Below are 25,099 nucleotides of genomic sequence, written 5' to 3' on the forward strand. Positions count from 1 at the left end.
GCACCCGGACCACCGGCCGGGCCGCTGCCGAGCGCGGCCGCGAGACCGGCCCGGGCACCGGGGCCCGGGGTGACACCGGGACGGCCGGCGCCGGGGCCCGAAGGGGCCTGCGTCTGGGGGCCGCCGGGCTTGCCCGGGGCCTTCTTGCCGCCCTGGGCGACATCGACGGGCAGCATGACGAGCGCCGTCGTACCGCCGGAGTCGGAGGGGCGCAGCTGGATGCGGATGCCGTGTCGCAGGGACAGGCGGCCGACCACGAACAGACCCATGCGGCGCGAGACCGAGACGTCCACGGTGGGCGGCGACGCGAGCCGCTCGTTGATCGCGGCCAGGTCCTCGGGGGAGAGGCCGATGCCGGTGTCGTGGATCTCGACCAGGACGCGGCCGTCGGGCAGCGCGTGACCGGTGACGCGGACCTTGGTCTGCGGCGAGGAGAAGGAGGTCGCGTTCTCCAGGAGCTCGGCGAGCAGGTGCACGAGGTCGTTGACCACGCGGCCGGCGACGTCGGTCGCGGGCACGGCGGCCAGTTCGATGCGCTCGTACTGCTCCACCTCGGAGGCGGCGGCGCGGAGCACGTCGACCAGCGGGACCGGGCGGGTCCAGCGTCGGCCCGGCTCTTCACCGGCGAGGACGAGGAGGTTCTCACCGTTCCGGCGCATACGGGTCGCGAGGTGGTCGAGCTTGAAGAGCGAGGAGAGCTGGTCCGGGTCGGCCTCGCGGGACTCCAGTTCGGAGATGAGCGAGAGCTGACGCTGGATGAGGCCCTGCGAGCGGCGCGAGAGGTTGGTGAACATCGCGTTGACGTTGCCTCGCAGAAGGGCCTGCTCGGCGGCGAGTCGTACGGCCTCGCGGTGCACGTCGTCGAAGGCCGCGGCCACCTGGCCGATCTCGTCCCGGGAGTGCACACCGACCGACTCCACGGAGGTGTCGACGTCCTGCGGGTCCGACTCGGAGAGCTGCTTGACGAGCTCGGGCAGCCGGTCCTGGGCGACCCGGGTCGCGGTGTCCTGCAGGCGCCGCAGCGAGCGGATCATGGACCGGGCCACGACGAACGCGCCGACCAGCGAGACGCCGAGGACGATGAGGATCAGGGCGCCGTTGAGGATCGCGTCCCGCTGCGACTGGTCGCGCAGCTCACGGGCCTTCTGCTCCATCTCGCCGAGCAGGGTCTGCTCGATCGTCTTCATCTGGTTGATCTTGTTGGAGTCCTGGTCGTACCAGTCGAGGTACGAGCGCTTGGTCTCCGTGGCCAGACCGCCCTTGAGGACACGCTGGGAGTACGCGTTGGCCGCGGTGATCTCCGAGTTGCCCTTGTCGAGGGGCGCGGTGAGCTCCTCGGCCTTGCCGCCGTTGCCGTTGTAGACCGTGGCGAACGACTGCAGCTGCTGGCGCTCGCCGTCCTGGGCGGACTTGGCGTACAGGCGGTCGGGCTCGGAGAGCGTGCCGGTCTTGTCCTTGGTCGCGGGCAGCGACGCGGCGATGATCGCGCGCTGGATCGAGGCGTACTCCTTGGCGGAGGAGAACGCGGCCAGCGCACGGGTCCGCTTGATCATCTCCGGGTTGGAGGTGGCCTGCGCCATGTCCTGGGAGAGGCTGAGCAGACCGCGGATGAGACGGCTGTAGCTCTCGACCGTCTGGGAGTCCGAGACATTGCCCTGGTAGGCGCTGCGGCGGATGTTGTCCAGGTCCTGGAGCTGGATCGCGATCGCCGTGACGTTTTGCCGGATCGATTCGAGCGCGTCGTCGTTGTCCGGGTTGTCGACGTCCTGGGTCGCGGTCATGAAGGACTGCTTGACCCGGTCGGTGGTGGACCGCGCCGTGGAGACCATGTCCGCGCCGGTGCCGGTGGCCAGCGGGCCGGCCGACTTGTCGCGCTCCTCCTGGAGCGCGGCGGCCAGCTCGGTGGCCTGCTTGGTCATGTCGGTGAGCAGCTGCATGTGGTCGAGCTGCTTCATGTCGTTCATCGACTGGTTGATGCGCAGCCCGCCGAGGGTGGTCGCGGCGACCACGGGCAGGGTCAGCAGCGCGACCAGTCGGGTGGAGATGCGCCAGTTGCGCAGGGCTATTCGCGAGCCGGTGTCGATGACGGGCTTCGCCGTGGGCGCGGCCGCGGGCTTCTCGGCGCCGGCGGACTTGGTGCCGCTCGACTTGGCGTTGCCCGCCTTGCCGCTCGCCTTGGCCGCCGCCTTGCCGGCCTTGGAGCCGCCCTTGCCGCCGCCCGACTTGCCCGGGCGACCGGGGGAGCCGGCCGGACCGGAGACCTCGTCGCCGCCCGGCGACGGAGCCGACGGGTTCTGGGTGGCCCGGGGGTTCTGGGCGTGCTGGGGCGAGGAACTGACTGATGTGGGGCCAGTCCCGCCGTGCGGCTCCTGCTCCGCCGCAGCGCTGCCATCCCTCTTGAAACGTCCCTGCACTAGCGTCGCAACCTCTGGACCAGGCGTCCCCCCGCTCTGAACGGAAGGGACGGTGTCGGCGTCGTGGGGCAAGTGTGCGCCCCATGTGTTGGTCGTGAGTGACCGGCGCTTGTTGGTCTCCCCCTCCCCGCCGCCACTCGGCGCTGCGTTGCGCCCCTGCGCGCCGGTCAGTGACCCGCGGCGGTGCGTGGAATTCCAGCACAGTGCCGGATCTCCAACAAGGCCCGCGTACCGGGCTGTGACCTAGGTGACACATGGTGATGGGTGGGTGACAAGCCGTAGAAACTGTCTACGGATGATTCGGACGTTTACGGACGAGTCGTTTAGGTGTGGGGAGTGACCCAGTCGCCATGATCAAGAGCGGAATGGAGGGTTCAGTGGTGCAATGTCCGTTTCGGTGGCCTGAATTGACGGGGCGTAATGCCCGGATTGTTCACCAACTCGTGAGCAAACTCACACGATGATCGTCGCCTCTACGGCCCTTTGCCGGGAATTCGAATGTTTAGCCTGACGCTTTACAGGGATGGCCAATCCGACAACCGGCGCCGCCGCGCGCCCACAACCGACAGGGTTCGAACGGCAGATGAAGACGACGATGATCATGCGCAACATAGCCAACCCCCGCCGCACCACCCTGGCGCACCTGACGGACGCCGAGGAGATGCAGGCGGAGCTCCTGCCCGAGCACTCCGTCGACCTGCCCACCCAGACGGCCAACCCGCGCCGCACCGTCCTCATGGACGCCCCGGTCGTCGGCGCGTAACGCGCCTGCACAGGGACGGTCGCCCCCCTCACCCGCGTTAGCCTGGAGCGTCAGTCTCCAGCCAGCGACCAAGTGAGGGGCGACAGCATCCCGTGCGCATCGCCAGGTTCTCCATCGACGGCAATGTCGCCTTCGGCGCGGTCGAGGACACCCCGCAAGGGCCCGTCCTCGACATCATCAAGGGCATCCCGTACGCCGAGTTCGAGCTCTCCGGTACGAAGGTGCCGCTGAGCAAGGTCCGGCTGCTGCCGCCGGTGCTCCCCAACAAGGTCGTGGCCATCGGCCGCAACTACGCGGAACACGCGAAGGAGCTCGGCAACGAGGTCCCCGAGGTTCCGGTCGCCTTCTTCAAGCCCACCACCTCGGTGATCGGCTCCGGCGACGCGATCGAGTACCCCTCCTTCTCCAACGAACTGCACCACGAGGCGGAGCTCGCCGTCGTGATCGGCCGGATGTGCCGCGAGGTCCCGCGCGAGCGCGTCAAGGACGTCATCTTCGGCTACACCTGCGCCAACGACGTCACCGCGCGCGACGCGCAGCAGCGCGAGAAGCAGTGGGCCCGGGCCAAGGGCTTCGACACCTCGTGCCCGCTCGGCCCCTGGGTGGAGACGGACCTCGACCCCACCGATCTCACGATCCAGGCGACGGTCAACGGCGAACAGCGCCAGCTGGGCCGCACGAGCGACATGATCCGCTCCATCGAGGACCTGGTCGTCCACATCACCGAGGCGATGACGCTGCTCCCGGGCGACGTCATCCTCACCGGCACCCCCGCCGGGGTCGGCCCCCTCAACGTCGGCGACGAGGTCGCCGTCACCATCGAAGGCATCGGCACTCTCACCAACAAGGTGATCAAGCGTGGCTAACGCGAACGTCCGCGTACGTTTCTGTCCCTCCCCGACCGGCAACCCGCACGTCGGTCTGGTCCGCACCGCCCTGTTCAACTGGGCGTTCGCGCGGCACAACCAGGGCACCATGGTCTTCCGCATCGAGGACACCGACGCGGCTCGCGACTCCGAGGAGTCGTACAACCAGCTGCTCGACTCGCTGCGCTGGCTGGGCCTCGACTGGGACGAGGGCCCCGAGATCGGCGGCCCGCACGCGCCCTACCGGCAGTCGCAGCGGATGGACATCTACAAGGATGTCGCCGAGAAGCTGCTCGCGGGCGGTTACGCGTACCACTGCTACTGCACGACCGAAGAGCTGGATGCGCGCCGCGACGCGGCCCGCGCGGCCGGCCGTCCCTCCGGCTACGACGGCGCCTGCCGTGAGCTGAGCGCGGAGCAGAAGAGCGCGTACGAGGCGGAGGGCCGCACGGCGATCGTGCGCTTCCGGATGCCCGACGAGCCGATCACCTTCACGGACCTGGTCCGCGGCGAGCTCACCTTCACCCCGGACAACGTGCCGGACTACGGCATCGTCCGCGCGAACGGCGCCCCGCTGTACACGCTGGTGAACCCGGTCGACGACGCCCTGATGGAGATCACCCACGTCCTGCGCGGCGAGGACCTGCTCTCCTCCACCCCCCGCCAGATCGCGCTCTACAAGGCGCTGATCGAGCTGGGCGTGGCCAAGGAGACCCCGGCCTTCGGCCACCTCCCGTACGTCATGGGCGAGGGCAACAAGAAGCTCTCCAAGCGCGACCCGCAGGCCTCCCTGAACATCTACCGGGAGCGCGGCTTCCTCCCGGAGGGCCTGCTCAACTACCTGTCGCTGCTCGGCTGGTCCTTCTCGGCCGACCAGGACGTCTTCTCGATCTCCGACATGATCGCGAAGTTCGACGTGGCGGACGTCAACGCCAACCCGGCGCGCTTCGACCTGAAGAAGGCCGAGTCGATCAACGCGGACCACATCCGCATGCTCGACGTGAAGGCGTTCACGGCCGCGTGCGAGCCGTGGTTGACCGCCCCGCACGCCAACTGGGCGCCCGAGGACTTCGACCGCGCCGCCTGGGAGGCCATCGCGCCGCACGCCCAGACCCGCGTCACCGTCCTCTCGGACATCACGGCCAACGTCGACTTCCTCTTCCTGAAGGAGCCGGTCGAGGACGAGGCGTCGTGGACGAAGGCGATGAAGGAGGGCTCCGACGCCCTGCTGCGCACGGCCCGCGAGAAGCTGGAGGCGGCCGACTGGACGTCCCCGGAGTCCCTCAAGGAGGCCGTCCTGGCCGCCGGTGAGGTGCACGGCCTGAAGCTCGGCAAGGCCCAGGCCCCGGTCCGCGTGGCCGTCACCGGCCGCACGGTGGGCCTGCCCCTCTTCGAGTCCCTGGAGATCCTGGGCAAGGAGAAGACCCTGGCACGGATCGACGCGGCCCTGGCGAAGCTGACCGCGTAACCGATTCCTCCTTCACGTCCCCGAGGGGCGGCGGCCGATCCGGCTGCCGCCCCTCGGGCATATGCGCAAAGCACCCGCCCGCCCCCGGTGGCCGGAGTACCGTCGGATCATGGTCACCCGAGCCGTTCTCTGGGACATCGACGACACGATCTTCGACTACGCGACGGCCGCGCGGGACGGGATGCGGGCGCATCTCGGGGCCGAGGGGCTGCCCGAGGCGTACGCGTCCGTCGAGCAGGCGCTGAAGAGCTGGGACGAGGTCACCGCGTACCACTGGACGCGGTTCGCGGCGGGGGAGACCGACTGGGCGGGGCAGCGGCGCGACCGGGTGCGGTCGTTCCTCGGGGCGGAGCTGGACGACGGCGCGGCGGACGCCTGGTTCGAGCGGCACGTCGTCCACTACGAGGCCGCCTGGTCGCTGTTCCCGGACGCCGTGCCCGCCCTCGACCTGCTCGCCGACGGCTACCGGCACGCGGTGCTCTCCAACTCCTCGCAGTACCACCAGGAGCGCAAGCTCAGCGTGCTCGGCGTACGCGACCGGTTCGAGGCCGTCGTGTGCGCGGCCGAGCTGGGGATCTCCAAGCCCGAGGCCGCGGCCTTCCACGCGGCCTGCGAGGCGCTGGAGCTGGCGCCCGACGAGGTCGCGTACGTCGGCGACCAGCCGGACATCGACGCGCGCGGCGCGGCCGACGCGGGGCTGCTCGGCATCTGGCTGGACCGCCGGGGGGTGGGCGGCAGGCCCGAACTCGTCCGCATCACCGGCCTGCACGAGCTGCCTGCGCTGTTGCGCGGCGATACCCGTTTTGGAGCGCCGGACACCTTCGGGTAATGTTCTTCCTGCGCCGAGGGGAGCGGGAAGAAAAGCCCGGAACCGAAAGCGCAAGCCGAGCAAGACCCCCCTCGGGGGTTGCGTTTTGGTGGCCTATGGTGTAATTGGCAGCACGACGGTTTCTGGTTCCGTTAGTCTTGGTTCGAGTCCAGGTAGGCCAGCTCGCAGAGCTTATCTGCACCGCGGATTCCAGATCCGCAAAGCCCCCGTTGTGTAGCGGCCTAGCACGCTGCCCTCTCACGGCAGTAGCGCCGGTTCGAATCCGGTCGGGGGTACAGATCCTTCCCAGGGAGGCAGTCCGGGTCGCACCCGCTGTCCCTCATGCAGGATCGCTAGGGCCCCCGTTGTGTAGCGGCCTAGCACGCCGCCCTCTCAAGGCGGTAGCGCCGGTTCGAATCCGGTCGGGGGTACGGTAGTACTGGTCTAAACCACCATGGGCTATGGTGTAATTGGCAACACTACGGTTTCTGGTACCGTCATTCTAGGTTCGAGTCCTGGTAGCCCAGCTGGATCCCACAGGATCCAAGGGTCTTCGTCAAGAAGATCCGAACGTGAGCCCCCGTTGTGTAGCGGCCTAGCACGCCGCCCTCTCAAGGCGGTAGCGCCGGTTCGAATCCGGTCGGGGGTACTTACGAAGCGAGGCCCTCCACTTCGGTGGGGGGCCTTCGCCGTTCCCGGGATCGGGGAGGCCGGGGACGCCGTACCGGCGTCGTGGCGACCGTCACTCGAAGCCGTACCGCCTCGCCGACTCCTCCTCCTGTGCCAGCCGGTGCAGCGCCTTCAGGACGGGCTCGACGAGGATCGTCGCAGCGACCGCCGTCTCGATCCGCTCCCGCTCCGTCGGTTGCGTCTCCACGTAGTCCAGATCGCGCACGGCCGCCTGGTGCATCAACTCGGCGTACGGCATGAGCAGTTCGGCGTCCCAGGTGTACCCGAGCCTTCTGAGCGCGGCGACCGCGAGCACCAGCGAGCGGTGGGCGGGGGAGATGGTGCTCAGGGCCTGGGCGTTCGTCCAGCCCAGCGTCCGGATGACCTTCTCCACCTCCTCGTGCGCCTCCCGCACGATCTCGTCGTCCTCCTTGGGCTCAGGTGCCTGCGGCAGTGCCCACAGCGCGGCCCCCAGCCGGATCGTGCGGCCCAGCGACTCGTCGTCGACGTGCCCGAGCACTTCCTTGGCCGTCGCCACCGACAGCCGCCCGACCTGGAGCATCGCGCGCACCAGCCGGAGCCGGCGCACATGCTCCTCGTCGTAGTCGGACGTGGTCGCGGTGATGCGGCGGCCGGGCGCCAACAGCCCTTCCCGCAGGTAGTACTTGATCGTCGCGGCGGGCACGCCGGTCTGCTCGCTCAACTCCGACAGTCGCATCCCTTGACACCTTTCCTTGGGTAGCGCCACTATCCAATCACCAGCACTTGGATAGTGCTGGTATCCAATGAGGGGGGTCGACATGTTTCGCAAGCCCGTCATGGGCAAGACGACCGCAGCCGCCGAGGGGGACGTGGTCGTCCTGCTGATCGGGATGCGCGTCAACCACTTCTGGGCGGTGCACCAGTGGGTGCCGGTGATGCTGTCGATGTTCCGCATGCTCAACGAGCTGGCGCGGAACCCCTCCCGGGGGCTGCTCAGCCGCGTCCTGCTGACGGGCTCGCCGCGGACGTACTACGTCGTCCAGTACTGGGAGTCCAAGGAGAAGCTCTACGCGTACGCCAAGTCCCCCGAGATGTTCCACCACCGGGCCTGGGCGGTCGTCAACCGCAAGGACCGTGCCGGGAAGATGCGCGGCCACGTCGGGATCTGGCACGAGACGTACATCGCGTCCAAGGGCTCGTACGAGGCCATCTACGCCGATATGCCGCCCATCGGCCTGGCGGCGGCCACGGGGGTGCTGCCGCTGGAGAAGCGCGGCCGGTACGCGGCGGACCGGTTCGCCCACCGCTCGGCCGGGGCGGAGGCCGAAAAGACCGGCTGAGCGGGTACGCGCACGGGGAGGGGCCTGCCACGGCGGCAGGCCCTTTCCCGTTCTATACACGTGCGGACACACCTACGGCCCACCGCTGCGGCGTTGAAGCGGTGGGCCGTAGATGGCAGAAGAGATACGTCAGCCGTTGCGGCGCAGGGCCTCCGAGAGGCGCGCCGCGGCGTCGATGACCGCCTGGGCGTGCATCCGGCCCGGGTGCCGGGTCAGGCGCTCGATCGGTCCGGAGACCGAGACGGCGGCGACCACGCGGTTGGACGGGCCGCGCACCGGCGCCGACACCGAGGCCACGCCCGGCTCGCGCTCTCCGATCGACTGGGCCCAGCCCCGGCGCCGTACGCCCGACAGGGCTGTCGCCGTGAAGCGCGCGCCCTGGAGACCGCGGTGCAGGCGCTCCGGCTCCTCCCAGGCCATCAGGATCTGCGCGGAGGACCCGGCCTTCATGGTGAGCGTGGAGCCCACCGGCACCGTGTCCCGCAGTCCGGACAGCCGCTCGGCCGCCGCCACGCAGATCCGCATGTCGCCCTGACGGCGATAGAGCTGGGCGCTCTCGCCCGTCACATCGCGCAGATGCGTGAGCACGGGGCCCGCCGTGGCCAGGAGGCGGTCTTCGCCGGCCGCGGCCGCGAGCTCCGCGAGTCGCGGGCCGAGTATGAACCGGCCCTGCATGTCCCTCGCCACCATGCGGTGGTGTTCCAGTGCCACGGCGAGACGGTGTGCCGTGGGTCGTGCGAGTCCGGTGGCCGCGACCAACCCCGCGAGGGTGGCCGGACCGGACTCCAGGGCGCTCAAGACGAGAGCCGCCTTGTCGAGAACGCCGACGCCGCTAGAGTTGTCCATGAAACGATACTCGCGTCTCACTCTGTGAAACGCAAGTTCAATTTTCTCCGGAACTTGCGAACCTGTACTGGCGGTCCGCACAACGGCCGCAGCCACCGTCCGGCCCCGGGGGCCCGGCGGTACACCCGGTCTCTAGTGGGGCCGGCGACGAAGCCGGCCGGAGGGAAAGCGATGGGTAGGACACTCGCCGAGAAGGTCTGGGACGACCATGTCGTCAGGCGCGCCGAGGGCGAGCCCGACCTCCTCTACATCGATCTGCACCTGCTGCACGAGGTGACCAGCCCGCAGGCGTTCGACGGCCTGCGCGCCAACGGCCGCCCGGTGCGGCGCCTCGACCTCACCATCGCCACCGAGGACCACAACACCCCGACCCTCGACATCGACAAGCCCATCGCCGACCCGGTCTCCCGGGCCCAGCTGGAGACGCTGCGCAAGAACTGCGCGGAGTTCGGGGTGCGGCTGCACCCGCTGGGCGACGTCGAGCAGGGCGTCGTCCACGTGGTGGGACCGCAGCTGGGCCTGACCCAGCCCGGCACCACCGTGGTCTGCGGCGACTCGCACACCTCCACGCACGGCGCCTTCGGTGCCCTGGCGTTCGGTATCGGCACCTCACAGGTAGAGCATGTGCTCGCCACCCAGACCCTGCCACTGGCGCCGTTCAAGACGATGGCCATCACGGTCGAGGGCGAACTGCCCGACGGCGTCACCGCCAAGGACCTGATCCTGGCCATCATCGCCCGCATCGGCACCGGCGGCGGCCAGGGCTACGTCCTGGAATACCGCGGCCCGGCCATCGAGAAGCTCTCGATGGAGGCCCGGATGACCATCTGCAACATGTCGATCGAGGCCGGTGCCCGCGCGGGCATGATCGCCCCGGACCGCACCACGTTCGACTACCTCCAGGGCCGCGCGCACGCCCCGAAGGGCGCGGACTGGGACGCGGCCGTCGCGTACTGGCAGACGCTGAAGACGGATGAGGACGCGGTCTTCGACGCCGAGGTGGTCATCGACGCCTCCGCGCTCTCGCCGTTCGTCACCTGGGGCACCAACCCCGGCCAGGGCGCGCCGCTTTCGGCGTCCGTCCCCGACCCGGCTTCGTACGAAGACGCTTCGGAGCGCCTGGCGGCCGAAAAGGCCCTGGAATACATGGGGTTGACGGCCGGGCAGCCGCTGCGCGCCATCGACGTCGACACCGTCTTCGTAGGTTCCTGCACCAACGGCCGCATCGAGGACCTGCGCTCGGCCGCCTCGATCCTGGAGGGCCGCAAAGTCGCCGACGGCGTACGGATGCTGGTCGTCCCGGGCTCGGTCCGGGTGGCGCTGCAGGCCGTGGAAGAGGGCCTGGACAAGGTCTTCACGGCCGCCGGCGCCGAATGGCGGCACGCGGGCTGCTCGATGTGTCTGGGCATGAACCCGGACCAGCTGGCCCCGGGCGAGCGCTCCGCGTCCACCTCCAACCGCAACTTCGAGGGCAGGCAGGGCAAGGGCGGCCGTACGCACCTGGTCTCGCCGCAGGTCGCCGCCGCGACGGCGGTTCTCGGCCATCTGGCCTCGCCCGCCGACCTCTCCGACGCCCGTACGCCCGCTGGAGTCTGATCAGCCATGGAAGCATTCACCACGCACACCGGCCGGGCCGTCCCGCTGCGCCGCTCCAACGTCGACACCGACCAGATCATCCCGGCCCACTGGCTGAAGAAGGTGACCCGGGACGGCTTCGAGGACGGTCTGTTCGAGGCCTGGCGCAAGGACCCCGCCTTCATCCTGAACAAGCCCGAGCGCCAGGGCGCATCGGTGCTGGTCGCGGGCCCCGACTTCGGTACCGGATCCTCCCGTGAGCACGCGGTCTGGGCGCTGCAGAACTACGGCTTCAAAACCGTGATCTCGTCCCGGTTCGCCGATATCTTCCGGGGCAACTCGCTGAAGAACGGCCTGCTCACGGTGGTTCTCGACCAGAAAGTCGTGGACGCGCTCTGGGAGCTGACGGAAAGCGACCCGAACGCCGAGATCACGGTCGACCTCCGGGACCGCCAAGTACGCGCCGAGGGCGTCACGGCGGACTTCGCACTGGACGAAAACGCCCGCTGGCGGCTCCTGAACGGCCTGGACGACATCAGCATCACGCTGCAGAACGAGCCGGACATCGCCGCGTACGAGGCGAAGCGGCCCTCGCACAAGCCGAGCACCTCGCAGGTCTGACCGCCGAGTACGGCCGGTCCGGAACACCTCCCGTAGGCCGTTCGGAACCTTTCGGCCCAACACGCCCCCCGTCTTTCGAGACGGGGGGCGTGTTGCGTCGGGGGGTGTCAGGGTGGCGTCAACTAGCCTAGTCTGCACCGTAGATGGCCGGATAGGGGCTTGTGCCCACGGCGGTGCTTGAGGGAGCCGGAAACCACCCGGAATCCCTCAGTTGCCCCCGCCGGAGGCGACAACTCGCCCCAGATGGCACAATCGGCGCATGGAACGCGACAGCCAACTCAAGCTCTACCGGGTCGTCGCGGACCAACTGAAAGAAGCGCACACAGCAGTGCGCGAACTGCAAGTCCCGGAGGGCGTACGGATGGCGCTGTCCCGGAAGCTGCTGGTCATCACAGCGGCTGCCAAACACGATCTCGCCGATGCGGCAAGGCGTCTGGACCGGTTGATGAAGGACCTCGACGAGGGCCGATTCCCCGAAGACGACTGAGCCACAAGGAACTCGGCGAAGGCCGACTTCGTTGCGGCACTAGGGTGATTAGCCCGTTTCGTGTTTGATTTGCGGTATATATCTGCCTAACGTGCGAAAAAGCCAGAACAGATTCGTTCCGGCAATGTCTCCGAAGGGGAAGACGTGAACAAGGCGCAGCTCGTAGAAGCGATTGCCGACAAGGTCGGCGGCCGTCAGCAGGCCGCGGACGCCGTGGATGCGGTCCTGGACGCGATCGTCCGGGCCGTCGTCGGCGGCGACCGTGTCTCGGTCACCGGTTTCGGTTCGTTCGAGAAGGTCGACCGCCCGGCCCGGTACGCCCGTAACCCGCAGACGGGTGAGCGGGTGCGGGTCAAGAAGACCTCGGTGCCGCGCTTCCGCGCGGGTCAGGGCTTCAAGGACCTGGTGAGCGGCACGAAGAAGCTCCCCAAGGGCGGCGAGGTCGCGGTCAAGAAGGCGCCCAAGGGCAGCCTCTCGGGTGGCACGACCGCCCGCTCCACGGTCAAGAAGGCCGCGGCCAAGAAGGCCACCGCCAAGAAGACGGTCGCCAAGAAGACCACGGCCGTGAAGAAGACCGCGGCGGCGAAGAAGACCACCGCCAAGAAGGCCACCACGGCCAAGAAGGCCACGGCGACGGCGAAGAAGACCACCGCCAAGAAGGCCACCACGGCGGCGAAGAAGACCGTCACCGCCAAGAAGACCGCGCCCGCGAAGAAGGCCGTGGCCAAGAAGGCCCCCGCCAAGAAGACCACCGCGCGCAAGACCACCGCCAAGAAGACGACCGCCCGCAAGAAGTAGGCACGTCGGACGGCTCACTCGCCGGGCCGGGCTCCCCTCGGGGAGCCCGGCCCGCGGTGTGATTCCAGGGCGCTTCTCAGAACGTCTGCAGGGTCACCAGCGTGATGCGCAGGGACTTGCCCTCGCCCTCCGTCTCGATGCGGACGCGCTGGCCCACCCGGAGCAGCCGCAGGCCGCCCGCTTCGAAGGCCTCGGGGCCGAATTCCACCGGGGTGCCGTCATCCAGCAGCACGCTGCCGCTGTGGGTCTCGAAGTCGTATGTGTACGCGGTCGCCTGCATGCCCAGCAGCCTAGTACCCGGGTACGACATCGACGGCGGCGCGCAGGGCCGTCGTGGCCGGGCCCGTGCCCAGCGCGAGCGCCGCGCGCAGATCGGCGCCGGTGTCCACGTCCCGGCGCACCGAGTCCACCCGGGCCAGCAGGATTTCGGCCGCCCCGGACGCCGAATGGGCGGCCCGCGACGGTCCGCCGAAAGCCGGGGCCAAATCCGTGCCCGACCCGGCCGAAAGAAATGTCGTGCCGATTCCGGCCGCATCGGCCAGAAATGCGCGGGGAAATAGGGACGCGGCGTCCAGGACCCGGCCCAATTCCCCCGGGCGCAGTGCGGGCAGATCGGCGTTGAGCGCGGCGACCGCGGCACCCGGCCGCGCCCGGCGCACCGTGTACGCGCCGTGCGCGAGGGCGGCGTTGAGGCCCGCGCCGGGGCGGTCGGCGACGATCCGGGCGCCCAGCGAGGCCAGCTCCGCGCCCGCCAGCGGATCGTCCGTGACGACCGCCACATCCCGTACCGCGGGGCAGGCCAGCGCGGCCGAAACGGTGTCCAGCGCGAACGCCAGCGCGAGCCGCGGGCGCAGCGCCGCGCCCACGGCGGCGGCGAGCCTGCTCTTGGCCAGTGCCAGCGGCTTCAGCGGTACGACGAGGGACCAGCGGGCGGTCGATGCGGTGTTCGTGGCGTCCCCTTCGTCCTCGGGCCTGGCCGGCGCGACGGCACTGGACAGGACGAGGCTCATTGTCACCCGGCCAGGAGCGGGCGTGGCACGGGCGGGGCGTACGGTGTTCTCGACAGACCGGAGGGCCGGGGCGACACTTGCTCCCTGCGTAAGTCGCGCAGTGGTCGACAGTGGTCTGTCCTAGAGGAAGGTGCTCCGAGTGTCCCGCCGCAGAATCGGCTTCTGGTACCGCCTTGCGGCGGTCATCGCCAAACCTCCACTGGTGGTGCTTTTCAAGCGGGACTGGCACGGAATGGAGAACATTCCGGCGGAGGGCGGTTTTATCACCGCCATCAATCACAACTCGTATCTCGACATGTTCTCCTACGGGCACTTCCAGTACAACACCGGACGAGTGCCCCGATTCCTCGCCAAGGCGGCCCTCTTCAAGGCCCCGGGTGTGGGACTGCTGCTGCGCGGCACGGGCCAGATTCCCGTCTACCGCGAGTCCACCAACGCGTTCGGCGCCTTCCGCGCCGCCGTCGACGCCGTGGAGCGCGGTGAATGCGTCGCGTTCTACCCCGAGGGCACCCTCACCCGCGACCCCGGCATGTGGCCGATGACCGCCAAGACCGGAGTCGCGCGCGCCGCGCTCCAGACCAGGGCGCCGGTCATCCCGATCGCCCAGTGGGGCGCCAACTTGGCGATGCCGCCGTACGCCAAGGAGAAGAAGGTCCGCCTCTTCCCCCGCAAGACCCTCCAGGTGCAGGCCGGTCCGCCGGTCGACCTCGCGCGCTTCTACGACAAGGAGCCCACCCCCGAGGTGCTGCGCGAGGCGACCGAGGCCATCATGGCCGCGATCACCCGCCAGCTGGAGGAGATCCGCGGCGAGAGCGCGCCCGCGAAGACGTACGATCCGCGCGAAGTCCGCGCACAGCAGCGCCGCAAGGCCGCTGGGGAGGGCACCAAGTGACGCACGCCGCCACCAAGGCAGCAGTATTCGGAAACGGCTCCTGGGGTACGGCGTTCGCCATGGTCCTCGCCGACGCGGGCTGCGAGGTGACCCTGTGGGGCCGCCGCCCCGAACTCGCCGAGGCCATCAACACCACCCGGACCAACCCGGACTACCTGCCGGGCATCGAACTGCCCGCGGGCGTACGGGCGACGACGGACGCGGCCGAGGCCGCCGAGGGCGCCGACTTCACCGTGCTCGCCGTGCCGTCGCAGACGCTGCGCGCCAACCTCGCCGCCTGGACGCCGCTGCTCGCGCCCGACACCGTCCTCGTCTCCCTGATGAAGGGCGTCGAACTCGGCACCGCCAAGCGGATGAGCGAGGTGATCGAGGAGGTCGCCAAGGTCTCCGCCGACCGCGTCGCCGTCGTCACCGGACCCAACCTCGCCAAGGAGATCGCCCAGCGCCGGCCCGCCGCCGCCGTGGTCGCCTGCCGCGACGAGGCCGTGGCCCAGCGCCTCCAGGCCGCCTGCCACACCCCGTACTTCCGCCCGTACACCAACACCGACGTCGTCGGCTGCGAACTCGGCGGCGCGGTCAAGAACGTGATCGGGCTCGCCGTCGGCATCGCCGACGGCATGGGCCTGGGCGACAACGCCAAGGGCTCGCTCATCACCCGCGGCCTGGCCGAGACCACCCGGCTCGGGCTCGCGATGGGCGCCGACCCGCTGACCTTCTCGGGTCTGGCGGGCCTCGGCGACCTCGTCGCCACCTGCTCCTCGCCGCTCTCGCGCAACCACACCTTCGGCACCAACCTCGGCAAGGGCATGACCCTTGAGGAGACCATCGCGGTCACCAAGCAGACCGCCGAGGGCGTCAAGTCCTGTGAGTCCGTGCTGGATCTGGCCCGTCGGCACGGGGTGGACATGCCCATCACCGAGACCGTGGTCGGCATCGTCCACGAGGGCAAGCCGCCGGTGGTCGCGCTCAAGGAGCTGATGTCGCGCAGCGCCAAGGCCGAGCGGCGCTGAAGTGCGCGAGGGGAGCGGGTACGCTCAACGCGATATGAGCAGCGAGAACCTCCCCCAGAGCCCTGAAACGGGCACCGAGCAGCCCCGCAAGCCGCGGGTGGCCGTCGTGTTCGGCGGCCGCAGCTCCGAGCACGGCATCTCGGTCGTCACCGCCGGTGCCGTGCTGCGCGCCATCGACCGGACGAAGTACGACGTGCTGCCCATCGGCATCACGACGGACGGCCGCTGGGCGCTGACCGCCGACGAGCCCGAGCGGATGGCGATCGCCGACCGCAAGGTGCCCAGCGTGGCCGAGCTCGCCGAGTCCGCCGACGGCGGCGTCGTGCTCCCCGTGGACCCGGGCAGCCGCGAGGTCGTCTACAGCGAGCCCGGCCAGGTCCCCAAGGCCCTGGGCGAGGTCGACGTCGTCTTCCCCGTGCTCCACGGCCCCTACGGCGAGGACGGCACCCTCCAGGGCCTCCTGGAGCTCTCCGGCATCCCCTACGTCGGCGCGGGCGTGCTCGCCTCGGCCGTCGGCCAGGACAAGGAGTACATGAAGCGCGTGTTCACCTCGTTCGGGCTGCCCGTCGGCCCGTACCTGGTGGTCCGGCCGCGCGAGTGGGAGCAGGACGAGCAGGGCGCGCGCAAGAGGATCGCCGCGTTCGCCGGTGAGCACGGCTGGCCGCTGTTCATCAAGCCGTCCCGGGCCGGCTCCTCCTTCGGCATCACCAAGGTCGAGTCCTTCGAGGGCCTGGACGAGGCCATCGAGGAGGCCCGCCGCCACGACCCGAAGTTCCTGGTCGAGGCGCTGCTGCGGGGCCGCGAGATCGAGTGCGGCGTCCTGGAGTTCGAGGACGGCCCTCGCGCGAGCGTGCCCGCCGAGATCCCGCCGGTCACCGCGCACGACTTCTACGACTTCGAGGCGAAGTACATCGACTCGGCGGACGGCATCGTGCCCGCGCCGATCGGCGCCGAGGCCACCGCCGAGGTGCGCCGGCTCGCGGTCGACGCCTTCGAGGCCGCGTCCTGCGAGGGGCTCGTCCGGGCGGACTTCTTCCTCCAGGAGAACGGCGAGTTCGTCATCAACGAGATCAACACGATGCCGGGCTTCACCCCGATCTCGATGTACCCGCGCATGTGGGAGGCCACCGGCGTCGACTACGCGGAGCTGGTCGACCGCCTGATCCAGGCGGCACTGCGCCGCAGGACGGGTCTGCGCTAGCAGGCGCTCAGCGGCTACAGGCTCTCCGGGACCGTCTTCTTGATGGGCCCGGAGAGCCCCGTGAGCCATCCGATATCCCCGGCCGGCCTGCCGGCCCCCGTGGGCATCGTCACTTCCACGTACGCCTTGCGATAGGTCGTCGTGAACCGGAAGCCGCCCTTGAGCTGCTCCAGGAGCCAGTTCACGCCGTCCACGGTGACCCCGTCCGCCTCGGGATCGCTCATCTTCTCCGGCCGGTCGATCCCGCAGCGCAGTACGATCCCGTCGTCACCCCACCCGGCGGTCAGCTCCGACGCCGGGCTGGGATCATTCCGCTTGAGCCCGTCGAGCTTCTGGGGCAGCGCCTTGTGCAGCGCCCCGCAGAGCGCGGCCGTGGCCTTCGGCGGACTGGGAACCGTGATCGTCGCCTTCGCGTCCGTGGAGGAGCAGCCCGCGGCGGCCAGCACGACCAGGGCGGCTGCGGGCAGGAGGAGGGACCGGCGGCGAGAGGAAGTCACCGGCCAAGGGTAAGCGGGGGCTACAGATGAACCACCGGGCAGGTCAGGGTGCGGGTGATCCCGTCCACCTGCTGGACCTTGGCGACCACCATGCGGCCCAGCTCGTCGACCGTGTCCGCCTGGGCCCGCACGATCACGTCGTACGGCCCGGTGACGTCCTCGGCCTGGATCACCCCCGGAATCTTTGCGATGGTCTCGGCGACTGTCGACGCCTTGCCCACCTCGGTCTGGATGAGGATGTACGCCTGTACCACGGAACCTCCAGGGCGGCCACGAGGATCATGTCCCCTCCCTACGGCGGGGAGGCCCAAGGGGGGAAGAAAGAGACGCCACGGTATCGCGTCGCCGTGCGCCCGGGGGAGTCCCGCGCAGGCGCGGGCGCTCGCACATCCGGGTGTGCCGAGAAGAAGTTGACGTATGTGTTGACGGTACCCACCGTGGTGACGGCTCGCGACCGCGAGCGCGCCGGGTGCCGAGGGGTACGAGGATGAGAGGTGGCACGGTGAAAGGCACTGTGGGCGAGTTGGGGGAGTTCGGGCTCATCAGGGAGCTGACCTCCCGGCTCACCTCGACCCCCGCGGTCCGGATCGGGCCCGGCGACGACGCCGCGGTCGTGACCGCACCCGACCGCAGGGTGGTGGCGAGCACGGACATCCTCCTGGAGGGCCGCCACTTCCGCCGCGACTGGTCGACCGCGTACGACGTGGGCCGCAAGGCCGCCGCGCAGAACTTGGCCGATATCGCCGCCATGGGCGCCGTGCCGACCGCCCTGCTGCTCGGGCTCGTCGTGCCCGCCGAGCTCCCGGCGACCTGGCCGATCGAGCTGATGGACGGGATCCGCGACGAGTGCCAGGTCGCGGGGGCGGCCGTGGTCGGCGGCGACGTCGTGCGCGGCGACACCATCACCGTCGCGATCACCGCGCTCGGCGATCTGCGCAACCACGAGCCGGTCACCCGGGGCGGCGCCCAGCCCGGCGACGTGGTCGCGGTCACCGGCTGGCTCGGCTGGTCCGCCGCGGGCTACGCGGTCCTCTCGCGCGGCTTCCGCTCGCCGCGCGCCTTCGTGGAGGCCCACCGCCGCCCCGAGCCGCCGTACCACGCGGGCCCCGCCGCCGCCGGGCTCGGCGCGACCGCCATGACGGACGTCAGCGACGGCCTGGTCGCCGACCTCGGGCACATCGCGGAGGCGAGCAAGGTCCGTATCGACCTGCGCTCGGGCCTCATCGACATCCCCACGCAGATGAACGACATCGGCCAGGCGGTCGGCGTCGACCCGCTCCAGTGGGTGCTGACCGGGGGAGAGGACCACGCGATCGTCGCGACGTTCCCGCCGGACGTGAAGCTGCCCGCCCGCTGGAAGGTCATCGGCGAGGTCCTGAACCCGTCGGCGCTGCCCCAGGTGACCGTCGACGGCGCCCCCTGGACCGCGAAGGGCGGCTGGGACCACTTCGGGGACGCGGAGTGACTCCCGCGCGCGTGCTCACCGTCGCCGGGTCCGACTCCGGCGGCGGCGCGGGCGTCCAGGCCGACCTCAAGACGATGCTGGCCCTGGGCGTCCACGGGATGAGCGTGATCACCGCGGTGACCGCGCAGAACTCGCTGGGCGTCCAGGGCGCCTGGGAACTGCCCGTCGAGGCGGTACGGGCCCAGTACCGCTCGGTCGTCGACGACATCGGCGTCCAGGCGGTGAAGACCGGCATGCTCTCGTCGGCCGCGCTGGTGGAGACGGTGGCGGAGCTGCTGTCCGGCACGGACGCGCCCGTCGTCGTGGACCCCGTAGGGATCTCCAAGCACGGCGACGCGCTGCTCGCGGCCGAGGCGCTGGATTCGGTACGTGAGCGGCTGCTGCCGACCGCGACCGTGGCCACGCCCAACCTCGACGAAGTGGCGCAGCTCACCGGCGTACGGGTCGAGGACGAGGCCGGGATGCGGCGCGCGGCCGAGGCGATCCTCGCCTTCGGCCCCCGCTGGGCCCTCATCAAGGGCGGCCACCTGGCGGACTCGACCTCGCCGCAGGCGGTCGACCTGCTCACCGACGGCACGCAGGAGCACTGGCTGCGCACCCCGCGTCTGGACAACCGCCACACCCACGGCACCGGCTGCACCCTGGCCTCCGCCCTGGCCTCGGGCCTGGCGAAGGGCCTCACGGTCCCGGAGGCGGCGCTGGCGGCGAAGGAGTACGTGACGGGGGCGATCGGGGCGGGGTTCGCGCTGGGGGGCGGGATCGGCCCGGTGGATCACGGCTGGCGGTTCAAGAGCTAGCCGCCCGCCACGCGCGTACGCGTGTGGGCACGACAAAAAGCCGGTCCACCGAGGTGGACCGGCTTTTTGGGCAACCGGAAAGGCTGCGCTACGACGAACCGTCGGCGTTAGCGCGAGACCTTGCCGGCCTTGATGCACGAGGTGCAGACGTTGAGCCGCTTCGGCGTCCGACCGACCACGGCACGCACACGCTGGATGTTCGGGTTCCAGCGACGAGACGTACGGCGGTGCGAGTGCGAAATGTTGTTGCCGAAGCCCGGCCCCTTGCCGCAGACGTCGCAGTTGGCAGCCACGGGTCACTCCAAAGACTTCAGATTTACAGTGAAATCCGGCGCACCGGAATCAGAGATCTGAAGTGGCTTGCCGGGGGAATGGCCCGACTCTCGCCGGGCAACCGAAGCAGCATACAACGGCTGCTCCTGAGATACGAAACTACCATGACGCCGGCCGCCGCCCACCCCGGGCCGACGGGTGGCCGCCCCGGGTCTAACCTGCCGCTAGCCCGGAGCTCAGCAGCTCAGCAGCCCCAAGGAGGACACCAGGTGCCGCAGACACTCGACGCCGTCGCGGTACGGACCTGGTGCTCGCTCGCGCTGGCCGGGCTCGGCCGGGACCGCGAGGAGATCGACTCGGTGAACGTCTACCCGGTCGCCGACGGGGACACCGGCACCAACCTCTACCTGACCGTGGAATCCGCCCACCAGGCCGTCGAGGCGGTCTTCGCCGCGTACACCGAGGCGCCCGGGACGGCCGACGTCATACGGGCCATGGCCCACGGCGCCCTGCTCGGCGCCCGGGGCAACTCCGGCACGATCCTGTCGCAGCTGCTGCGCGGGATGGCCGAGGTCCTGGCCCGGCCCGAAGCGGACCTCGCCGCGGCCCTGGCCCGCGCCGCGGAGGCCGCGTACGAGGCGGTCGCGCACCCGGTGGAGGGCACGGTGCTCACCGTCGCCACCGCCGCCGCCAAGGCGGCCCGGGACGCGTCCGGCGACGCCGCAGCCGTGGCCTGGGCGGCCTTCGACGGGGCCGGTGCGGCCCTGGAGGCCACTCCGGGGCAGTTGGAGGTGCTGGGCAGGGCCGGAGTCGTGGACGCGGGCGGCTGGGGCCTGGTGACGGTCCTGGGGGCGCTGGCGCAGGCACTGTCCGGCGAGGCTCCGGCCGTACGCCACGAGACGCATCCGCACCTCGACGCGCACGCCTGCCCGGCCGACCCCGCCGAGGAGTCCGGGCCCGCCTTCGAGGTGATCTACCTCCTGGACGCCGACGACGAGGCCGTGGCCCGGCTGCGGACCCGGCTCGACGCGCTGGGCGACTCCCTGGTGGTCGTCGGCGGCGACGGGCTGTGGAACGTCCACGTACACGTGGACGACGCGGGCGCGGCCGTCGAGGCCGGTGTGGAGGCCGGGCGCCCGCACCGGATCCGCATCACGCACTTCGGGACCCCGCCCGAGCCGCGCGAGCGGGTCCAGCGGGCCGTCGTCGCGGTCGTGCCGGGCGAAGGCCTGGCCGGGCTCTGCGCCGAGGCCGGGGCCCACGCCGTGCTGGCCAGGCCGGGCGAGGCCCCGGCCAGCGGCGAACTCGTCGACGCGATCCGCCGCGCCCACGCGCGCGAGGTCGTGCTGCTGCCCAACGACGCCGAGCTGCGCCACACGGCGGCCGCCGCCGTCGAACAGGCGCGCGCCGAGGGCGTACGGGTCGCGGTCATCCCGACCCGCTCCCCGGTCCAGGGCATCGCCGCCCTCGCCGTGCACGCGCCCGAGCGCCGCTTCGACGAGGATGTGGTCGCGATGACGGCGGCGGCGGGCGCCACCCGGTACGCCGAACTCGCCGTCGCCGAGCGGCAGTCCTGGACCACCGCCGGGATCTGCCAGGCCGGGGACATCCTCGGCCTGATCGACGGCGACGTCGCGGTGATCGGCCAGGACCTGGCGGCCACGGCGGCGGCGGTCCTGGACCGGATGCTGGCGGCGGGCGGCGAACTGGTCACCCTGGTGCTGGCCGCCGACACCCCGCCGGACCTGGCGCCGGGCCTTCAGGCCCACGTACGGGAGACGCATCTGGCGGTGGACACGCTGGTCTACGAGGGCGGCCACCAGGGGGCTCCGCTGCTGATCGGCGTGGAGTAGCCGTCTGCTCGCGGGGTGAGTTGTCCACAGGCGGCCGGGGGTTCCTGCGCGATGTCGGTGGTGTGGTGTGCAATGGATCGCGTGCCTGCGCTCGATGAACCTCTGAAGAAGCTGCTCGGCGGACCCACCGCGAAGGTGATGGCCGAGCAGCTCGACCTGCACACGGTCGGCGACCTCCTCCACCACTACCCCCGGCGGTACGAGGAGCGCGGCCAGCTGACCAAGCTCGCCGAGCTGCCCCTCGACGAGGACGTCACGGTGGTCGCGCAGGTCGCCGACGCCCGCGTGCACACGTTCAACGGCGGCCGCGGCCAGCGTCTGGAGATCACCATCACGGACGGCAGCGGCCGCCTCCAGCTGGTGTTCTTCGGGCGCGGTATCCACAAGCCGCACAAGGAGCTGCTGCCCGGCAGCCGCGCGATGTTCGCGGGCAAGGTGTCGATGTTCAACCGCCGTCTCCAGCTGGCCCATCCCACGTACGCGAAGCTGGGCGCCGACGGCGACGAGGACGGCGAGACGGTCGACTCGTGGGCGGGCGCGCTGATCCCGATCTACCCCGCCTGCAAGGGACTTGAGTCCTGGAAGATCGCCAAGGCGGTCGACGCGGTGCTGCCCAGCGCCCAGGAGGCCGTCGACCCGCTGCCCGGATCCCTGCGCGAGGGCCGGGGCTTCGTGCCGCTGCCCGAGGCGCTGCTCAAGGTCCACCGCCCGCACAGCAAGGACGACGTCGAGGACGCGCGGCAGCGGCTGAAGTGGGACGAGGCGTTCGTCCTCCAGGTGGCGCTGGCCCGGCGCCGGTACGCGGACGCCCAACTCCCGGCCGTTGCACGGCGACCCGCGCCCGGCGGCCTGCTCGACGCCTTCGACGCCAAGCTGCCGTTCACCCTCACCGACGGCCAGCGCAACGTCTCGAAGGAGATCTTCGACGACCTGGCGACCGAGCACCCCATGCACCGCCTGCTCCAGGGCGAGGTCGGTTCGGGCAAGACCATGGTCGCCCTGCGCGCGATGCTCGCCGTGGTCGACTCCGGGGGCCAGGCCGCGATGCTCGCCCCCACCGAGGTCCTCGCCCAGCAGCACCACCGCTCCATCACCGAGATGATGGGCGAGCTCGCCGAGGGCGGCATGCTCGGCGGCTCGGACCTGGGCACCAAGGTCGTGCTGCTCACCGGCTCCATGGGCATGCCCGCCCGCCGTCAGGCGCTGCTCGACCTGGTCACCGGCGAGGCCGGGATCGTGATCGGCACGCACGCGTTGATCGAGGACAAGGTGCAGTTCCACGATCTGGGCCTGGTCGTGGTCGACGAGCAGCACCGGTTCGGCGTCGAGCAGCGCGACGCCCTGCGCGGCAAGGGCAAGCAGCCGCCGCACCTGCTGGTCATGACGGCGACGCCGATCCCGCGCACGGTCGCCATGACCGTCTTCGGCGACCTGGAGACGTCGGTCCTGGACCAACTGCCCGCCGGGCGCTCGCCGATCGCCAGCCATGTCGTCCCCGCCCAGGACAAGCCGCACTTCCTGGCCCGCGCCTGGGAGCGGGTGCGCGAGGAGGTCGGCAAGGGCCACCAGGCGTACGTGGTGTGTCCGCGCATCGGTGACGATGAGGACGAGAAGAAGGCGGGCAAGAAGAAGTCCGCCGAGGACGAGGCCGAGAAGCGGCCGCCGCTCGCCGTGCTCGACATCGCCGACCAGCTCACCAAGGGCCCGCTCCAGGGCCTGCGCATCGAGGTGCTGCACGGTCGGATGCAGCCGGACGACAAGGACGCCGTGATGCGCCGGTTCGCCGCCGGCGAGGTCGACGTGCTGGTCGCCACGACCGTCATCGAGGTCGGCGTCAACGTCCCCAACGCCACCGCGATGGTGATCATGGACGCGGACCGGTTCGGTGTCTCACAGCTGCACCAGCTGCGCGGCCGGGTCGGGCGCGGCTCGGCCCCGGGACTGTGTCTGCTGGTCAGCGAGATGCCGGAGGCGAGCGCCGCCAGGGCCCGGCTCGGCGCGGTGGCCGCCACGCTCGACGGCTTCGAGCTCTCCCGGATCGACCTCGAACAGCGCCGCGAGGGCGATGTGCTGGGCCAGGCCCAGTCGGGCGTGCGCTCCTCGCTGCGGATGCTCGCGGTCATCGAGGACGAGGAGGTCATCGCCGCGGCCCGGGAGGAGGCGGTGGCGGTGGTGAGCCAGGACCCGGACCTGGAGCAGCTGCCCGCGCTGCGCACCGCGCTGGACGCGCTCCTCGACAAGGACCGTGAGCAGTACCTGGACAAGGGGTGACAGGGGCGCGCGGGCGGCGTCCGCGCCGGGTTCTGAGAAACTGGGGGACACCAGTGACGTACGTACACCGACAAGGACTCAGATGACCCGCGTGATCGCCGGCCGGGCCGGCGGACGCCGCCTGGCCGTACCGCCGGGCAACGGCACCCGCCCCACCTCCGACCGGGCGCGCGAGGGCCTCTTCTCCACCTGGGAGGCCCTGCTCGGCACCCTGGAGGGCATCCGGGTCGCCGATCTGTACGCCGGGTCGGGCGCGGTGGGCCTGGAGGCGCTGTCCCGGGGAGCCTCGCACGCCCTGCTCGTGGAGACGGACGCCCGGGCCGTGAAGACCGTCCGCGAGAACGTGCGCGTACTGGGCCTTCCGGGCGCCGAGGTACGTAACGGAAAAGCGGAACAGATCGTCGCGGGACCGGCCCCCGAAACCCCGTATGACGTGGTCTTTCTCGATCCGCCGTACGCCGTGACAGATGATGATCTTCGCGAGATCCTGCTCACACTCGCCACTGAGGGCTGGCTCGCGGAGGAGTGCCTGGTCACCGTGGAGCGCAGCACCAGAGGCGGGGAATTCGGCTGGCCGCAGGGGTTCGAGCCGCTGCGGGCCCGTCGTTACGGCGAGGGCACGCTTTGGTACGGTCGCGCCGCCTCTACGTGCGAAGACGCACCATGACCGGGAGCGAGGGACTTCAGTTGCGCCGAGCCGTTTGTCCAGGGTCGTACGACCCCGTCACCAATGGACACCTCGACATCATTGCCCGCGCCTCCAGGCTGTACGACGTGGTGCATGTCGTCGTGATGATCAACCAGGCCAAGAAGGGCCTGTTCACCGTCGAGGAGCGGCTCGACCTGCTCCGCGAGGTCACCGCCGACTACGGGAACGTCGAGGTCGAGTCCTTCCACGGCCTTCTCGTCGACTTCTGCAAGCAGCGGGACATCCCGGCCATCGTGAAGGGGCTCCGCGCGGTCAGCGACTTCGACTACGAGCTCCAGATGGCCCAGATGAACAACGGGCTCTCGGGCGTCGAGACCCTGTTCGTGCCGACCAACCCGACGTACAGCTTCCTGTCGTCGTCGCTGGTCAAGGAGGTCGCGGCGTGGGGCGGCGACGTCTCGCACCTGCTGCCCGCGACCGTCCAGGAAGCGCTGGTCGCGAAGATCGCCGAGCAGCGCTGAACTGACTGCCCGTCAGCTGGTGT

At 70.5% G+C, this 25,099-nt stretch carries 26 protein-coding genes and 5 tRNA genes; 23 read left to right on the top strand and 8 right to left on the bottom strand.

Going from position 1 to position 25,099, the window contains the following annotated elements; genetic code table 11:
• A partial coding sequence (locus BG418_RS19790) for a nitrate- and nitrite sensing domain-containing protein (protein ID WP_188275264.1) occupies nucleotides 1-2,414 on the bottom strand: 2,414 nt, incomplete at its 3' end.
• Nucleotides 2,415-2,997: 583 nt separating this feature from the next.
• Here BG418_RS19790 and BG418_RS19795 point away from each other — a divergent pair.
• The 9 genes from BG418_RS19795 to BG418_RS19835 all read left to right on the top strand — a co-directional run bounded on the left by BG418_RS19795 (nucleotide 2,998) and on the right by BG418_RS19835 (nucleotide 6,968).
• A complete protein-coding gene (locus BG418_RS19795) occupies nucleotides 2,998-3,177 on the top strand; it encodes a hypothetical protein (RefSeq protein WP_188275347.1) in 180 nt (59 codons plus the stop codon).
• A 92-nt stretch (nucleotides 3,178-3,269) separates the two neighbouring features.
• On the top strand, nucleotides 3,270-4,043 hold the full coding sequence (locus tag BG418_RS19800) for a fumarylacetoacetate hydrolase family protein (RefSeq protein WP_188275265.1): 774 nt from the start codon (nucleotides 3,270-3,272) through the stop codon (nucleotides 4,041-4,043).
• Nucleotides 4,036-5,511 (top strand): glutamate--tRNA ligase, encoded by a 1,476-nt coding sequence (gltX, locus tag BG418_RS19805; RefSeq protein ID WP_188275266.1) that lies wholly within the window; start codon nucleotides 4,036-4,038, stop codon nucleotides 5,509-5,511. The genes BG418_RS19800 and gltX overlap by 8 nt, the downstream gene beginning before the upstream one ends.
• Before the next feature lie 109 nt (nucleotides 5,512-5,620).
• Nucleotides 5,621-6,340 (top strand): HAD family hydrolase, encoded by a 720-nt coding sequence (locus BG418_RS19810; RefSeq protein ID WP_188275267.1) that lies wholly within the window; start codon nucleotides 5,621-5,623, stop codon nucleotides 6,338-6,340.
• A gap of 89 nt (nucleotides 6,341-6,429) precedes the next feature.
• Nucleotides 6,430-6,501 (top strand) — tRNA-Gln (locus tag BG418_RS19815).
• A 41-nt stretch (nucleotides 6,502-6,542) separates the two neighbouring features.
• Nucleotides 6,543-6,615, top strand: a tRNA-Glu gene (locus tag BG418_RS19820).
• 62 nt (nucleotides 6,616-6,677) lie between these two features.
• Nucleotides 6,678-6,750: transfer RNA gene (locus BG418_RS19825), tRNA-Glu, on the top strand.
• A gap of 24 nt (nucleotides 6,751-6,774) precedes the next feature.
• Nucleotides 6,775-6,846: transfer RNA gene (locus BG418_RS19830), tRNA-Gln, on the top strand.
• 49 nt (nucleotides 6,847-6,895) lie between these two features.
• Nucleotides 6,896-6,968 (top strand) — tRNA-Glu (locus BG418_RS19835).
• A gap of 93 nt (nucleotides 6,969-7,061) precedes the next feature.
• Here BG418_RS19835 and BG418_RS19840 read toward each other — a convergent pair.
• Nucleotides 7,062-7,706, bottom strand: a complete 645-nt coding sequence (locus BG418_RS19840) for a MerR family transcriptional regulator (protein ID WP_188275268.1) — start codon at nucleotides 7,704-7,706, stop codon at nucleotides 7,062-7,064.
• Nucleotides 7,707-7,788: 82 nt separating this feature from the next.
• On the opposite strand from BG418_RS19840, the gene BG418_RS19845 reads away from it, so the two are divergent.
• Nucleotides 7,789-8,310, top strand: coding sequence for a DUF4188 domain-containing protein (locus BG418_RS19845; RefSeq protein ID WP_188275269.1), 522 nt, complete (start codon nucleotides 7,789-7,791; stop codon nucleotides 8,308-8,310).
• A 129-nt stretch (nucleotides 8,311-8,439) separates the two neighbouring features.
• Here BG418_RS19845 and ndgR read toward each other — a convergent pair whose 3' ends face one another.
• Complete coding sequence (ndgR, locus tag BG418_RS19850) at nucleotides 8,440-9,156, bottom strand: IclR family transcriptional regulator NdgR (protein WP_005311436.1); 717 nt, start codon at nucleotides 9,154-9,156, stop codon at nucleotides 8,440-8,442.
• A gap of 171 nt (nucleotides 9,157-9,327) precedes the next feature.
• On the opposite strand from ndgR, the gene leuC reads away from it, so the two are divergent.
• The 4 genes from leuC to BG418_RS19870 all read left to right on the top strand — a co-directional run bounded on the left by leuC (nucleotide 9,328) and on the right by BG418_RS19870 (nucleotide 12,637).
• Entirely contained in the window at nucleotides 9,328-10,752 is a 1,425-nt protein-coding gene (gene leuC / locus BG418_RS19855; RefSeq protein WP_188275270.1) for a 3-isopropylmalate dehydratase large subunit, read from the top strand.
• A gap of 6 nt (nucleotides 10,753-10,758) precedes the next feature.
• A complete protein-coding gene (leuD, locus tag BG418_RS19860; RefSeq protein ID WP_188275271.1) occupies nucleotides 10,759-11,352 on the top strand; it encodes a 3-isopropylmalate dehydratase small subunit in 594 nt (197 codons plus the stop codon).
• 259 nt (nucleotides 11,353-11,611) lie between these two features.
• A complete protein-coding gene (locus BG418_RS19865) occupies nucleotides 11,612-11,839 on the top strand; it encodes a hypothetical protein (protein WP_188275272.1) in 228 nt (75 codons plus the stop codon).
• A 144-nt stretch (nucleotides 11,840-11,983) separates the two neighbouring features.
• On the top strand, nucleotides 11,984-12,637 hold the full coding sequence (locus tag BG418_RS19870) for an HU family DNA-binding protein (RefSeq protein WP_188275273.1): 654 nt from the start codon (nucleotides 11,984-11,986) through the stop codon (nucleotides 12,635-12,637).
• 76 nt (nucleotides 12,638-12,713) lie between these two features.
• On the opposite strand, the gene BG418_RS19875 is transcribed toward BG418_RS19870, so the two are convergent.
• A complete protein-coding gene (locus BG418_RS19875) occupies nucleotides 12,714-12,917 on the bottom strand; it encodes a hypothetical protein (RefSeq protein ID WP_188275274.1) in 204 nt (67 codons plus the stop codon).
• Nucleotides 12,918-12,927: 10 nt separating this feature from the next.
• Nucleotides 12,928-13,647 (bottom strand): 2-phospho-L-lactate guanylyltransferase, encoded by a 720-nt coding sequence (gene cofC / locus BG418_RS19880; RefSeq protein WP_188275275.1) that lies wholly within the window; start codon nucleotides 13,645-13,647, stop codon nucleotides 12,928-12,930.
• Nucleotides 13,648-13,786: 139 nt separating this feature from the next.
• On the opposite strand from cofC, the gene BG418_RS19885 reads away from it, so the two are divergent.
• From BG418_RS19885 to BG418_RS19895, 3 genes are read left to right on the top strand one after another with little or no spacing between them, the layout of a single operon-like run.
• The gene (locus BG418_RS19885) at nucleotides 13,787-14,539 is read left to right on the top strand and encodes a 1-acyl-sn-glycerol-3-phosphate acyltransferase (protein ID WP_188275276.1); all 753 of its coding nucleotides are present in this window, start codon (nucleotides 13,787-13,789) and stop codon (nucleotides 14,537-14,539) included.
• Nucleotides 14,536-15,549 (top strand): NAD(P)H-dependent glycerol-3-phosphate dehydrogenase, encoded by a 1,014-nt coding sequence (locus tag BG418_RS19890; protein ID WP_188275277.1) that lies wholly within the window; start codon nucleotides 14,536-14,538, stop codon nucleotides 15,547-15,549. Before BG418_RS19885 ends, BG418_RS19890 begins: the two co-directional genes overlap by 4 nt.
• A gap of 34 nt (nucleotides 15,550-15,583) precedes the next feature.
• On the top strand, nucleotides 15,584-16,750 hold the full coding sequence (locus BG418_RS19895; RefSeq protein WP_188275278.1) for a D-alanine--D-alanine ligase family protein: 1,167 nt from the start codon (nucleotides 15,584-15,586) through the stop codon (nucleotides 16,748-16,750).
• Nucleotides 16,751-16,764: 14 nt separating this feature from the next.
• Here BG418_RS19895 and BG418_RS19900 read toward each other — a convergent pair whose 3' ends face one another.
• A complete protein-coding gene (locus BG418_RS19900; RefSeq protein ID WP_188275279.1) occupies nucleotides 16,765-17,247 on the bottom strand; it encodes a DUF3515 domain-containing protein in 483 nt (160 codons plus the stop codon).
• 20 nt (nucleotides 17,248-17,267) lie between these two features.
• Nucleotides 17,268-17,501, bottom strand: coding sequence for an Lrp/AsnC family transcriptional regulator (locus tag BG418_RS19905; protein WP_064070330.1), 234 nt, complete (start codon nucleotides 17,499-17,501; stop codon nucleotides 17,268-17,270).
• Between the two features lie 248 nt (nucleotides 17,502-17,749).
• Between BG418_RS19905 and BG418_RS19910 the strand changes: the two genes are divergently transcribed.
• Nucleotides 17,750-18,712 (top strand): thiamine-phosphate kinase, encoded by a 963-nt coding sequence (locus BG418_RS19910; RefSeq protein ID WP_188275280.1) that lies wholly within the window; start codon nucleotides 17,750-17,752, stop codon nucleotides 18,710-18,712.
• A complete protein-coding gene (gene thiD, locus BG418_RS19915; protein WP_188275281.1) occupies nucleotides 18,709-19,509 on the top strand; it encodes a bifunctional hydroxymethylpyrimidine kinase/phosphomethylpyrimidine kinase in 801 nt (266 codons plus the stop codon). The genes BG418_RS19910 and thiD overlap by 4 nt, the downstream gene beginning before the upstream one ends.
• A 107-nt stretch (nucleotides 19,510-19,616) precedes the next feature.
• Here the strand turns inward: thiD and rpmB are convergent, their stop codons facing one another.
• Nucleotides 19,617-19,802 carry a 50S ribosomal protein L28 gene (gene rpmB, locus BG418_RS19920; protein WP_003957616.1) on the bottom strand — a complete coding sequence of 62 codons (186 nt, stop codon included), beginning with the start codon at nucleotides 19,800-19,802 and terminating at the stop codon, nucleotides 19,617-19,619.
• Nucleotides 19,803-20,051: 249 nt separating this feature from the next.
• Here rpmB and BG418_RS19925 point away from each other — a divergent pair, with 249 nt between their 5' ends.
• The 4 genes from BG418_RS19925 to coaD all read left to right on the top strand — a co-directional run bounded on the left by BG418_RS19925 (nucleotide 20,052) and on the right by coaD (nucleotide 25,076).
• A complete protein-coding gene (locus tag BG418_RS19925; protein ID WP_188275282.1) occupies nucleotides 20,052-21,635 on the top strand; it encodes a DAK2 domain-containing protein in 1,584 nt (527 codons plus the stop codon).
• A 72-nt stretch (nucleotides 21,636-21,707) separates the two neighbouring features.
• Nucleotides 21,708-23,906, top strand: coding sequence for an ATP-dependent DNA helicase RecG (gene recG / locus BG418_RS19930; RefSeq protein ID WP_188275283.1), 2,199 nt, complete (start codon nucleotides 21,708-21,710; stop codon nucleotides 23,904-23,906).
• Between the two features lie 82 nt (nucleotides 23,907-23,988).
• On the top strand, nucleotides 23,989-24,573 hold the full coding sequence (rsmD, locus tag BG418_RS19935; protein ID WP_188275284.1) for a 16S rRNA (guanine(966)-N(2))-methyltransferase RsmD: 585 nt from the start codon (nucleotides 23,989-23,991) through the stop codon (nucleotides 24,571-24,573).
• 20 nt (nucleotides 24,574-24,593) lie between these two features.
• The gene (gene coaD, locus BG418_RS19940) at nucleotides 24,594-25,076 is read left to right on the top strand and encodes a pantetheine-phosphate adenylyltransferase (protein ID WP_188275348.1); all 483 of its coding nucleotides are present in this window, start codon (nucleotides 24,594-24,596) and stop codon (nucleotides 25,074-25,076) included.
• The last annotated feature ends 23 nt before the right edge of the window (nucleotides 25,077-25,099 follow it).

Origin of the sequence: Streptomyces sp. CBMA152 (assembly GCF_014596475.1) — a bacterium.
Lineage (GTDB): Bacteria > Actinomycetota > Actinomycetes > Streptomycetales > Streptomycetaceae > Streptomyces.